This window comes from Cellulomonas massiliensis JC225, assembly GCF_000312005.1.
GTDB lineage: Bacteria > Actinomycetota > Actinomycetes > Actinomycetales > Cellulomonadaceae > Cellulomonas > Cellulomonas massiliensis.
On record NZ_HE978588.1, the window covers coordinates 1,524,303 to 1,536,582 of the forward strand.

Below are 12,280 nucleotides of genomic sequence, written 5' to 3' on the forward strand. Positions count from 1 at the left end.
CGGGCCGCGGCGCGCGTCCGCCCGTCGGACCGTCCGTGGCCGGCGCGGGCGTGTCGTGGCCGGACACGCCGGGACCGATCACCCGGTCGTGGGACAAGTCTGAAGAAGCCCTGTGCGGCTGCCGATAATGACGTCGTGGATCATCTCCTGACCGTGCGGCGGTGGCAGCGCTACGGCGCCGACCGTCTGTTCGTGACCCAGGAGACCGGTGCGCCGATCGGCTCCGTCGACCTGCAGTCCGGCGAGGTCGTCGTCGCTGACCCGAGCCTGGAGGACCGCCTGCGCCGGGCGGCGCAGGCGTGGCTGCGGGCGGACGTCCCCGAGCTCGTGCTCGAGGTGCCGCAGCAGGCGACGCTCGGCCCTCTCGACGACGAGGAGCGGGCCGCGCTCGAGGCGTGGCTGGGCCCGCAGGGCGACGAGACCGCGCCGGCGGGCGTCCGCGTACGCGCTCCGCTGCGTGCCCGGCTCGACGGCCTGGAGGCGGACGGCTGGCAGGTCGTGCACGACGTGCCGCTCGGCCGGCAGGGCACGACGGTCGACCACCTGCTGATCGGGCCCGGCGGCCTGTTCACCGTGCGCGAGCGCAGCCACCAGGGGCGGGTCGTGCACGTCGAGGGGCGCTCGATGCTCGTCGACGGCGAGCCGGTGGCCTGGCTGCGGGACGCGCGCCTCGAGGCGGAGCGGATCCAGGGCCTGCTGACCTCGATGGGCGTCAGCGGGGTGCGGGTGCGGCCCGTGCTCGTCGTGGGCGGGCAGATCGAGTACCCCGAGGGCTGCACCGACCGGCCCGTCGTCGGGCCCGCCGCGGTGCCCGCGCTCTTCCGCGCGATGCCGGCGCGCCTGGACGGCCCGCGCGTGACGTCGCTGGCGAAGCTCGCCCGGCGGCGGACCACCTGGACGCGCTGACGCCGCCTCGCGGCTCCTGCCGGCCGGCGGCCGGCCGCCTGCCAGGATGTCCCCATGGCACCCGCTGAGTCGTTCGGCCCGCTCGAGCGCGAGCTCGGCCTGCTGCTGCGCCGCTCGCACGCCGCCTCCGGCCGCCTCTCGCGGGACCTGCACCCCGACATCGACCCCGCCGCGTACGAGCTCCTCGCGCTCGTCGCGTCCTCGCCGGGTGTGCGGGCGAGCGACCTGGCCGCCTACATCGGCGTGGGCCGCGGCACGATGTCGCGCCAGCTGAGCAAGCTGCACGCGACCGGGCTGCTCGCGCGCCGGCCCGACCCGGACGACTTCCGCGGGCAGCTGCTCGAGCTCACGGAGCTGGGCGCCCAGCGGCTCGCCGCGGCGCAGCAGGCGCGCCGGGCCCGCCTGCGCGAGGCGCTGCGCTCCTGGGACCAGCGCGAGGTCGACGAGCTCGCCGAGCACCTCTCGCGGCTCAACCACGTGCTCGGCAACCCCGAGGGCTGAACGACGACGAGCCCCGGCCCGCGCAGGCGGACCGGGGCTCGTGGGCGTGGTGCGTCAGCCGGCCGTGCGCCCGCCGCGCCCGGGACCACCGGCGAGGTCGCCCGCCGCGGGCGTGGCCGCGGCGACCGCGACCTCCGCGTCGCGCTCGAGGTCGGCCCGCTCGAGGTCGGCCGGCTCCGCCGGCGCGTCGGTCGCTGCCGTCGCCTCGTCCGTGCCCAGCCGCTGCTGGATGCCGCTGCGGTTGCCGAGCGGCACCTCCTTCATGAGCAGCACGGTGACGAGCGAGATCAGCGCGATCGGCGCCGCCACGAGGAACAGGTCGGCGACCGCGTCGCCGAACGCCTGCTCCACGACCGTCCGGACCGGTGCCGGCAGGGTCGCCAGGTCGGGCAGCTGCGAGGTGCCGCCGGTGCCGCCGAGCGCCGAGGGGTCGATGCCGATCGACGCGAGGCCCTTGACCAGCAGGTCGGACACCCGGTTCGTCAGCACCGCGCCCAGCGCGGCCACGCCCACCGCCCCGCCGAGCGTCCGGAAGAACGCGACGGAGGCCGTGCCGGAGCCGATCTCGGAGACGTCCAGGGTGTTCTGGACCGCGAGCACGAGGTTCTGCATGAGCATGCCGACGCCCGAGCCCAGGATCACCATGTAGAGCGCGACGAGCACGAACGACGTGTCGTAGTGGATGGTGCCCATGAGCGCGAGGCCCGTGGTGAGCAGGATCGCGCCGGCGATCATGAAGCGCTTGTACCGGCCCGTGCTGCTGATGATCCGGCCGACGACGGTCGAGGAGACCATGACGCCCACGATCATCGGGATGGTGAGCAGGCCCGACTCGGTCGGCGTCTTGCCGCGCGCGAGCTGCATGTACTGCGAGATGAACACCGAGGTGCCGAACATCGCGATGCCGACGGCCACCGACCCGACGATCGACAGCACGAGGGTGCGGTTGCGGAACAGGTGCAGCGGCAGGATCGGCTCGGTCGCCCGGGACTCGACCCACACGGCCACCGCGAGCGTGAGGACGGAGCCGCCCACCATCGCGGCGGTCTGCCACGAGGCCCAGTCGAACGAGTGGCCCGCGAAGGTGATCCACAGCAGCAGCAGCGCGATGCCGACCGAGATCAGCGTGGCGCCCGCGTAGTCGATCGTGACCGTGCGCTTGCGCAGCGGCGGCAGGTGCAGAGTGCGCTGCAGCACGATGATGGCCGCGACGGCGAACGGCAGGCCGATGAAGAAGTTCCAGCGCCAGCCGAGCGAGCTGTCGGTGATGACGCCGCCGAGCAGCGGGCCGCCGACCATGCCGACGCCCATCACGGCGCCCATGTAGCCCATGTACCGGCCGCGCTCGCGCGGGCTGATGATGTCCGCGATGAGCACGGTGCCGAGCGCCGTGAGGCCGCCCGCGCCGATGCCCTGCAGCGCGCGCATGCCGATGAGCATCCCGACGCCGTGCGAGAGCCCCGCCAGGGCGGAGGACACGACCGAGATGACCAGCGCGAGCTGGATGAGCAGCTTGCGGTCGACGAGGTCCGCGAGCTTGCCCCACACCGGCGTCGAGACCGTGGTCGTGAGCAGGGTCGCGGTGACGACCCACGTGAACGCCGACTGGGCGCCGTGCAGGTCGGTGATGATCCTCGGGAGCGAGGAGGAGACGACGCTCGTCGCGAGGATCGAGACGAACATCCCGAGGAGGATGCCCGAGAGCGACTCGAGCACCTCGCGGTGCGTCATGCCGGCGGGCTCGCCGGCGGCGCCCTCGGGCCGGGTGGTGGCGACGTCGCCGCCGCGCGTGGACTGGTCGGTCACGTGTTGCTGCCTTCTCTCGTGGTGCCGGGCTGGAGGGGCACCGCGCTGTGCCGTCGGGTGGTGGTGCTGAGGGGTGGTGCCGGTGGGGCGGGCGCGGACGTCAGGACGAGAGCGCCGGCTCGGCCGGCCGGGGTGGCGCCGCGTCGTGGCGGCCCTCGCCGAACGGCGCGATCGCGGCCGTGAGGCGACCGATCACGCCGGTCGCCGCGCGCAGCTCGTCGTCGGACCAGCCGACGAAGAGGTCACCCGCCCGTCGGGCGAGCTCCGCCTCGAGGTCCCGCGCGCGGGCGCCCCCGGCCGCCGTGAGGCCGAGCCGGCGGACGCGGCGGTCGTCCGGGTCGACGACGCGCTCGACGAGACCCGCCTCGACCAGCTCGCCGACCTGGCGGCTCGCCACCGAGATGTCGACGCGCATCCGGTGGGCGAGGTCGCCCACCTGCATCGGCCCGTGGAAGTCGAGGATGCGGACGATCGTGAGGGTCGCCCGGCTGCAGTCGACGTCGCGCGCCAGGGCGGCGCTCGCCTCGCGCAGCGTGCGGGTGAACGCCTCGGTGGCGCGCAGCAGCGCGAGCGGCGCGGTCTCGGCGGTCGTGCCCTGCATGGTCCCCTGCCTCCTACAGATGTTGCATCGAGCAACTTACATCGGTTGCCCAGTGCAAGCAATCCGTGCCCGCAGGTATTCCCCCGGACGCGGGACGGGGCCGCACCTCCACCGAGGCGCGGCCCCGTGGGCCGGTGCGAGCGCGCGTCAGGTCGTCGCGCGCTGCCGCCGCTCGACCTGCAGGCCCTCCATGTCCTCCAGCTCCACGCCCTTCGTCTCCGGCACCTTGCCGAGCACGAAGAAGAAGGAGATGGCGGCGAACACCGCGTACATCAGGTAGGGGATGGACGCGCCGAACCTGTCCAGCAGCGGCGGGAAGGAGATCGTGATGAGGAAGTTCGCGATCCACTGCGCCGCCGCGGCCACGCCGAGGGCCGCCGCCCGGATCCGGTTGGGGAACATCTCGCCGAGCAGCACCCAGACCAGCGGGCCCCAGGAGGCGCCGAAGAAGACGACGAACGCGTTGGCCGCGACCAGGGCCGTCGTGCCCCACGCCGCGGGGAGCGACACGTCCTCGCCCGTCCCGGTGGACTGCGTGAACGCGATCGCCATGAGCCCCAGGCACACCGCCATGCCGGCCGACCCGACGAGCAGGATCGGCCGTCGGCCCACCTTGTCGACGAGCGCGATGGCGATGAGCGTCACGACGACGTTCGTCACCGAGGTGATCGTCGAGATCGTGAACGAGTCCGACTCGTCGAAGCCGACGGCCTGCCACAGCGTGTTCGAGTAGTAGAAGATCACGTTGATCCCGACGAACTGCTGGAACACCGACAGCAGGATGCCGACCCAGACCACGGGCTTGAGCCCGAGAGCCGGCCCCCGCAGGCTCGACTGCTCCGCGAGCGCCTCGTCCGTGCGGATCGTGTGCTCGATCTCCCGGACGCGCGCCTCCGGCTCCTCGTCCGGGCCGAGCACGGACTCGAGCACCGACACCGCCTCGTCGCGGCGGCCCTTCGAGACCAGGTAGCGCGGCGACTCGGGGATGGAGAGCGCGAGGATGCCGTAGACCGTCGCCGGGATCACGGCGACCATGAACATCCAGCGCCAGGCCTCCAGGCCGAACCACAGCTCGCCGCTCGCGTCGGCGCCGGCGCCGGGGGTCGCGAGGGCGAGCAGCTGGTCGGACAGCAGCGCGGCGAAGATGCCGAGGACGATCGCGAGCTGCTGCAGCGAGCCGAGGCGACCGCGGATGGACGCCGGGGCGATCTCCGCGATGTAGGCGGGCGCGATGACCGAGGCGATGCCGATGCCGACGCCGGCCATGAACCGCCACAGGATCAGGTCCCAGACGCCGAACGCCAGCCCCGACAGGATCGACGACACGAAGAACAGCACCGCGCCGAGGAACATGACGCGGGTGCGGCCCCAGCGGTCGGCGAGCTTGCCGCCCACCCAGGCGCCGAGGGCGCAGCCCAGCAGCGCCACCGCCACCGCGAACCCGCTGAGCGCGCTGCCCAGCTCGAACTGCTCCGTGAACGCCGCGACGGCCCCGTTGATGACGGAGCTGTCGAACCCGAACAGGAAGCCACCGACGGCCGCGGCGACCGCGAGGGCGACGGCCTTCCTGTGATGCGCGCGAGCGGGCCCCTGCCCGTGGGCCGCGGACTGCGACCCGGTTCCGTCCGCCATGACTCGACGTCCCTCCGTCCCAGGCCCCGAGCGCCGTCCCCGGGGATCGGTTCCCACAGTGGCCCCGCTCGCGCGCGCCCGCACCTCGAGAGCGCGCGGCCCGCTGACCTGCACCGGCGTGACGTCCGCCACGCGCCGTCACCGCCGGGCGGGCCGCCTCGCCCCGGCCGGCGTCGGGTGGGTGGCACGATGGCGCGGCGGGCCCTGCGCGCGCAGGCCGGGGCCGGGCGTGCTGGGCTGGGCGGGAGCCACGACGCAGGACGGAGGCAGCACGATGCCGGACGACGCAGCACGACGCCCACGACGGCCCGCGATGCTCGACCCGGTCGCGGCCGACGCGCTGCCCGGTGACCTCGACCCCGCGCTCCGTTCGGAGATCGCCCACACGACCGCGCAGGCCCTGGTCCACCAGGGACGCGCGACCGAGGACGCGGACGTGGTGCGCCGTCTCGTGGCGCTCGTCGAGACGGAGGGGCTCGACGTCGTGGCCGCGCTGTGGTCCGACAGCCCGCCCGAGACGCTGCCCGGTGCGCTCTGGCGGCTCTACGTGCTGCGCGAGTGGGTGCGCCGCGACCCCGCGACCGTCTCGGAGCGGTACCGGCTCGGCGTCGGCGCCGCACCGGTGCACGAGGTGGTGGCCGGAGTGGCCGACACCGCGCGGCCCGAGGACGTGCGCCGGGTGGCCGACGCGGTGCTGTCGGGCGTGTACACGGGGGACCTCGCCGTCGCGCTGGAGCGGGCCGCGTCGTTCTGCCAGGTGCTCGCCGCCGGCGCCGCGTTCGACGCCGACCACCTCGACGTCGTCGACCCGCAGGGCGCCGACCGGATGACGCGCGGCGCCGCGTCCCTCGTCCGGACGGCCGAGGAGCTGGTCGCCGCCGCCGCCCTCTGGCGCGCGGGCCGCCTCGACTGAGGACGCGGACGGAGTGGGGACGCCGGACCGGGTGGGCCCACGGGCGCGCGGCCGAACGGAGTGAGGACGCCGGACCGGGGAGCGCCTCTCGGCGCGTGGCCGCTCGAAGCGGCTTGAGATGGAGCCCGGGGCTACCGCCGGCCCGGCGTCTCCCTCAGCGTACGCTCCGCTTCCCCGAGCGGTCGCGCCAGGACGGACGTGACGCGCGCCTCGTCGCGACCCAGGGTCGCCACCTGCGCCCGGGCGACGGCGGCACGGTCGGGCGGGTCGCGCCGATCTGCCTGGTCACCGGCCTGACCGCCGCACCGGGGTGCGCTCCCGGGGCTTCACGCGCCGTTGGGGTCCAGGACCACTGTCGTTAGGCATACGGTTCCTCGTGTCCTAGCCTGTTCTCGTCCCACCGCCCCTTGACCGGAGCCCGCCGTGCGCCTGCGCCTGACACCGCGCGACACCACGTACTTCGACCTCTTCGCCGCTCTCGCGACGCACCTGGTGACCGGAGCCAACCTCCTGGGCCAGATGCTCGGTGCGGACCACGCCACCCGTAAGGCCATCGGCAAGCAGATCGCCGACGCCGAGCACCAGGCGGACGAGGCGACCCACACGATCATGCGTCGGCTGAACCAGACGTTCGTCACGCCGTTCGACCGCGACGACATCTACGACCTCGCGTCGAGCCTCGACGACTGCATGGACTTCATCGACGAGGCCGCCGACCTCATCGTCCTGTACAAGGTCGACGAGCTGCCGCCGCGGGTCGCGGACCAGGTCCAGGTGCTCCAGCGCGCGGCCGAGCTCACGGCCGAGGCGATGCCCCGGCTGCGCTCGATGGACAAGCTCTCGGAGTACTGGATCGAGGTCAACCGCCTCGAGAACCAGGCCGACAAGTCCTACCGCAAGCTGCTCGCGCAGATGTTCGACGAGCTGACCGACCCGATCCTCCTCATGAAGCTCAAGGAGATCGTCGAGAAGCTCGAGGAAGCGGCGGACGCCTTCGAGAAGGTCGCCAACACCGTCGAGACGATCGCGCTCAAGGAGTCCTGAGCTCCCGTGGAGGTAGCGCTCGTCATCTTCGTCGTCGCGTTCGCGCTCGGCTTCGACTACACCAACGGCTTCCACGACGCGGCGAACGCGATCGCGACCTCCGTCTCCACGCGGGCGCTGACGCCCCGTGCGGCGCTCATCATGGCGGCCGTCATGAACTTCGCGGGCGCCCTGCTGGGCACCGAGGTCGCGGAGACGATCGCGAAGTCGATCGTCGACCTGCAGGACGCGTCGTCGCACCAGGCGCTCGTCGTCGTCCTCGCGGGCCTCGTCGGCGCCATCACCTGGAACCTCATCACGTGGTGGTTCGGCCTGCCCTCGTCCTCCACGCACGCCCTCATCGGCGGCCTGGTCGGTGCGGGCGTCGCCTCGAACCTGGGCGTGTTCTGGTCGGCGATCGTCGACAAGGTCGTCCTGCCGATGATCATCTCGCCGCTCGTCGGCTTCGGCCTGGCCTTCCTCGTCATGGTGGGCCTGCTCTGGCTGATCCGGAACGGCTCGCCGACGCGCGTCACCCGGCGCTTCCGCCTCGCGCAGACCGTCTCCGCCGCGGCGATGGCCCTCGGCCACGGCCTGCAGGACGCGCAGAAGACCATGGGCGTCATCTACATGGCGCTGCTGACGGTCGGCTGGGCGAACGCCGACGAGGGCATCCCGCTGTGGGTCAAGCTCGCCGCCGCGGCCGCGATCTCCGCGGGCACCTACTCCGGCGGGTGGCGGATCATGCGCACGCTCGGCCGGCGCATCATCGAGCTCGACCCGGCGCGCGGCTTCGTGGCGGAGTCGGTCTCGGCCGTCGTGCTCTACGTCAACGCGTTCGTGCTGCACGCGCCCGTCTCGACGACCCACACGATCACCTCGGCGATCATGGGCGTCGGCGCCACCAAGCGCCTGTCGGCGGTGCGCTGGGGCGTCGCGAAGAACATCGGCCTCGCGTGGGTCATGACGATCCCCGCCGCGGCGCTCGTCGCGGCCGTCATCTACTGGGTGCTGCACCCGCTGCTGGGCTGAGCGCCCGCCACGCGCCCGCCCGCTCCGGTCACTCGACCGGCGCGTGCGTCTCGGTCGCGACGACCCGCGGCCCCTTCGGCGTCGTGGCGACGTGCGCGACGAGCAGCTGGCCGGGGTGCAGGAACGGGTCGTGCCGGGGCAGCGCGTCGGCGACCCGGCGGCCCGCGTGCTGCGCGAGCACGTCCACGACCGTCGGCAGCACCGGGCGGTGGGTGCACAGCACGCTGTCGACCTGGTCGGCGAGCAGCTCGACGACCTCGCCGGCCACCCGCGCGGGCGACGCGTCGTGGTCCGCCTCGGTGAGGATCGGCAGCACCTCCGGCGCCACCTGGGCGGCCTCGGCGTAGGGCTCGACGGTCTGCCGGCAGCGGGCCCAGGCGCTGGTCACGACGCGCGAGACCCCGAACCCGGACAGCAGCGGCACGAGCTGCCGCGCCTGCCGGGCGCCCACCTTGGTGACGGGCCGGTCGAGCTCGGTGCCGCCCCAGTCGGACCGCTTGGTGGCGGTGCCGTGACGCTGCACGACGAGCGCGCGCGTGTCGAGCCGGCCCTTGCCGAACGCCTCCACGAGCTCGACGAGCGGCTCGCGGTCCGCGTCCCGCGTGAGCCGCTTCGCCGCGGCGTCCACGTCGAACCAGCGGACCTGGTCGATCTCGCCCCGCGAGGCGCGGGGGACGGGCGGGCGCGCGCGCAGCGCGGCCGCGTCGGGGCGTCCCGCCACCTGTGCCGCCCAGTAGTGCACGCGCTTGCGCCGGCCGTCCGACAGGTCGTACTCGAGGCCGGGCAGCGGCATCCCGAGGACGACGTCGTGGCCCGTCTCCTCGGCGACCTCGCGCCACGCCGCGGTGACGACGTGCTCGCCGGGGTCGACCTTGCCCTTCGGCCAGGACCAGTCCTGGTAGCGGGGGCGGTGCACGAGCGCGACCTGGAGGCGGCCGGTGCGCACGCGCCAGACGAGCGCCCCCGCGGCCTCGACGACGACGGGTGCCTTCGCCCTCACCGGCCGGCGCCCGGCCGGCGGCGCTGGCGCTGCACCAGCACGCTCTGCAGGTCGACGAGCGGGCCGTCGGTGCCGAGGTGGTGCCGCTCCCACGAGCCGTCGGGCAGCAGGTGCCAGGACGACGTGCCGTCGGCGACCGACTCGTCGACGAGGTCGACCAGCTCGGTCACCTGGTCGGGGTCGGCGATGCGCACGAGCGCCTCGACGCGGCGGTCGAGGTTGCGGTGCATGAGGTCCGCCGAGCCGATGTACACCTCGGGCCCCTCGAAGCCGGCCTCCGGGTCGGGCCGGCCGTTGGCGAACGCGAAGATCCGCGAGTGCTCGAGGAAGCGCCCGAGGATGGAGCGCACGCGGATGGTCTCCGAGAGCCCGGGCACGCCCGGCTTCAGCGCGCAGATGCCGCGCACGACGATGTCGACCGGGACGCCGGCCTGCGAGGCGCGGTAGAGCGCGTCGATCGTCGCCTCGTCGACCATCGAGTTGACCTTGATCTTGATCCAGGCGGGCATCCCGGCGCGCGCGTTCGCCGCCTCGCGGTCGATGCGGGCGACGAGGCCCGCGCGGACCGAGCGCGGCGCGACGAGCAGCCGGTGGAACCGGCTCTTGGGCGCGTAGCCGGACAGCTGGTTGAACAGCCGCGTGAGGTCCTGGCCGACGTCCGGGTCGCTCGTCAGGAGGCCGAGGTCGGTGTAGAGGCGGGCCGTCTTCGGGTGGTAGTTGCCGGTGCCGACGTGCGAGTACCGCCGCAGGCCGTCGGACTCCTGGCGCACGACGAGCGAGAGCTTGCAGTGCGTCTTGAGGCCGACGATCCCGTAGACGACGTGGACGCCGGCCTGCTCGAGCTTGCGGGCCCAGGAGATGTTGTTCTGCTCGTCGAACCGCGCCTTGATCTCCACGAGGGCCAGCACCTGCTTGCCGGCCTCGGCGGCGTCGATGAGCGCGTCGACGATGGGGGAGTCGCCGGACGTGCGGTACAGGGTCTGCTTGATGGCGAGCACCTGCGGGTCGGCGGCGGCCTGCTCGAGGAACGTCTGGACGCTCGTCGAGAACGAGTCGTACGGGTGGTGCAGCAGGATGTCGCGCTCGCGGATGCGCGCGAACACGTCGGACGGCGTCGCCGACTCGACCTCGGCGAGCTGGCGGTGGGTCGTGGGGACGAACCGAGGGTACTGCAGCTCCGGCCGGTCGAGGTCGGCGATGAGGTTGAGGCCGGTCATGTCGAGCGGCGCGGGCAGCTCGTACACCTCGTCCTCGGCCATGCCGAGCTCGCGCACCAGCAGCGAGCGGATCCGGGGGCTGATGCCCGTCGCCAGCTCCAGGCGCACGGGCGGGCCGAACCGCCGGCGCAGCAGCTCCTTCTCCATCGCCTTGAGGAGGTTCTCGGCGTCGTCCTCCTCGACCTCGACGTCCTCGTTGCGCGTGACCCGGAACGTGTGGTGCTCGCGCACCTCCATGCCCGGGAAGAGCTGCTCGAGGTGCTCGGCGATGACGTCCTCGACGGGGACGAACGACGTCGGGCCCTTCTCGGGCGCGGCGGTCTGCTCGTCGGGCGCCGACGGGCGGCCCGAGGCGTCCACCGCGATGAACCGGGGCAGCAGCGGCGGCACCTTGACGCGGGCGAAGTGCTCCTTGCCGGTCGCGGGGTTGACGACCACGACCGCGAGGTTGAGGGAGAGCCCCGAGATGTAGGGGAACGGGTGCGCCGGGTCGACGGCCAGGGGCGTGAGCACCGGGAAGATCTGGCGACGGAAGAACTTGCGGAGGCGGTCCTGCTCGCCGTCGCCCAGGTCGGAGAACCGCACGAGCGTGATGCCCTCGCCGGCGAGCGCGGGCTGCACCTGCTCCGCGAACACGCGCGCGTGGCGCGCCATGAGCTCGTGGGCCTTCTCGCTGATCGCCTCCAGCACCTGCCGCGGCGACAGCCCGGACGCCGCCGTCACCGCGATGCCGGTCGCGATGCGCCGCTTGAGGCCCGCCACGCGGACCATGAAGAACTCGTCGAGGTTGGACGCGAAGATCGCCAGGAACCGGACGCGCTCGAGCAGCGGCAGCGACGAGTCCTCGGCCAGCTCCAGCACCCGCTGGTTGAACGCGAGCCACGACAGCTCGCGGTCGAGGAACCGGTCGTCCGGGAGCGGCTCGAGCACGGCCTCGAGCGCCGGGTCCAGCACCGAGTCCTGCGCGACGTGCTCGGCGATGTGCTCGGCGAGCGCGGGGTCGAGCGCGGTGGCGTCCGTCATGGGGCCATGGTGACATCCGCGTCCGCACCGCGTGTACCGGTGGGTGGACGCGAGGAGAACATCACGTCGACGCCCGAGCGGACGAAGCCCGCGCGCTCGTACGTGCGCACGGCGACGGTGTTGTCGGCGCTGGTGTAGAGGATCGCCGTCGTCAGGCCGTGGCCCGCGAGGTGCTCCAGCGCGCGGCGGGTCAGCGCACGGCCGAGCCCGAGGCCCTGGGCGTCCGGGTCCACGCCCAGCACGTACAGCTCGCCGACCGGCTCCGGGCCGTGGGCCCCCGCGGGGTGCACCTTCGTCCAGGCCGACGCGAGCAGGTGCCCGTCGCGCTCCGCCAGCAGGAACCCCTCCGGGTCGAACCACGGCTCCGCCTCGCGGGCGCGCAGGTCGTCGGCCGTCATGCGGCCCTGCTCGGGGTGCCGGGCGAACGCGCGCGAGTTCACGCGGCGCCACGCGTCCTCGTCGCGGCCGGGGACGAACGTGCGCAGCGTGACGCCGGCCGGCAGCTGCGCCGTGCTGGGCGGGCGGGTCGGCAGGTCGAGGCTCATCTGCCACAGCTCGCGCACCGGCGCGAGACCCTCGCGGGCGGCGAGCGCGCGGGCGGCCGGCAGCGCGCCGTGCGCCCACAC

At 73.7% G+C, this 12,280-nt stretch carries 11 protein-coding genes; 5 read left to right on the plus strand and 6 right to left on the minus strand.

Features of this window, described 5'->3' with window-relative positions:
- The first annotated feature begins 135 nt into the window (after positions 1–135).
- Positions 136–906, plus strand: a complete 771-nt coding sequence (locus HGCM_RS07305; RefSeq protein WP_026075322.1) for a nuclease-related domain-containing protein — start codon at positions 136–138, stop codon at positions 904–906.
- 54 nt (positions 907–960) lie between these two features.
- On the plus strand, positions 961–1,407 hold the full coding sequence (locus HGCM_RS17420; RefSeq protein WP_019136199.1) for a MarR family winged helix-turn-helix transcriptional regulator: 447 nt from the start codon (positions 961–963) through the stop codon (positions 1,405–1,407).
- Positions 1,408–1,461: 54 nt separating this feature from the next.
- Here the strand turns inward: HGCM_RS17420 and HGCM_RS07315 are convergent, their stop codons facing one another.
- From HGCM_RS07315 to HGCM_RS07325, 3 genes are all read right to left on the minus strand, one after another.
- Positions 1,462–3,213, minus strand: coding sequence for an MDR family MFS transporter (locus HGCM_RS07315; protein WP_019136200.1), 1,752 nt, complete (start codon positions 3,211–3,213; stop codon positions 1,462–1,464).
- A 100-nt stretch (positions 3,214–3,313) separates the two neighbouring features.
- Positions 3,314–3,814: a MarR family winged helix-turn-helix transcriptional regulator gene (locus HGCM_RS18780; protein ID WP_019136201.1), complete on the minus strand. Its 501-nt coding sequence runs from the start codon at positions 3,812–3,814 to the stop codon at positions 3,314–3,316.
- Positions 3,815–3,961: 147 nt separating this feature from the next.
- Entirely contained in the window at positions 3,962–5,446 is a 1,485-nt protein-coding gene (locus tag HGCM_RS07325; protein ID WP_019136202.1) for a sugar porter family MFS transporter, read from the minus strand.
- Between the two features lie 313 nt (positions 5,447–5,759).
- Between HGCM_RS07325 and HGCM_RS07330 the strand changes: the two genes are divergently transcribed.
- The 3 genes from HGCM_RS07330 to HGCM_RS07340 all read left to right on the plus strand — a co-directional run bounded on the left by HGCM_RS07330 (position 5,760) and on the right by HGCM_RS07340 (position 8,414).
- On the plus strand, positions 5,760–6,359 hold the full coding sequence (locus HGCM_RS07330) for a hypothetical protein (protein WP_019136203.1): 600 nt from the start codon (positions 5,760–5,762) through the stop codon (positions 6,357–6,359).
- Between the two features lie 423 nt (positions 6,360–6,782).
- Entirely contained in the window at positions 6,783–7,403 is a 621-nt protein-coding gene (locus HGCM_RS07335) for a DUF47 domain-containing protein (RefSeq protein WP_019136204.1), read from the plus strand.
- A gap of 6 nt (positions 7,404–7,409) precedes the next feature.
- Positions 7,410–8,414 carry an inorganic phosphate transporter gene (locus HGCM_RS07340; RefSeq protein ID WP_019136205.1) on the plus strand — a complete coding sequence of 335 codons (1,005 nt, stop codon included), beginning with the start codon at positions 7,410–7,412 and terminating at the stop codon, positions 8,412–8,414.
- A gap of 28 nt (positions 8,415–8,442) precedes the next feature.
- Here the strand turns inward: HGCM_RS07340 and HGCM_RS07345 are convergent, their stop codons facing one another.
- The 3 genes from HGCM_RS07345 to mshD form a co-directional block, all read right to left on the minus strand.
- Complete coding sequence (locus HGCM_RS07345) at positions 8,443–9,414, minus strand: NUDIX hydrolase (RefSeq protein ID WP_019136206.1); 972 nt, start codon at positions 9,412–9,414, stop codon at positions 8,443–8,445.
- The gene (locus HGCM_RS07350) at positions 9,411–11,654 is read right to left on the minus strand and encodes an RNA degradosome polyphosphate kinase (protein WP_019136207.1); all 2,244 of its coding nucleotides are present in this window, start codon (positions 11,652–11,654) and stop codon (positions 9,411–9,413) included. The genes HGCM_RS07345 and HGCM_RS07350 overlap by 4 nt, the downstream gene beginning before the upstream one ends.
- The coding region (gene mshD, locus HGCM_RS07355) for a mycothiol synthase (RefSeq protein ID WP_019136208.1) at positions 11,651–12,280 on the minus strand (630 nt) is incomplete at its 5' end. The genes mshD and HGCM_RS07350, both read right to left, overlap by 4 nt.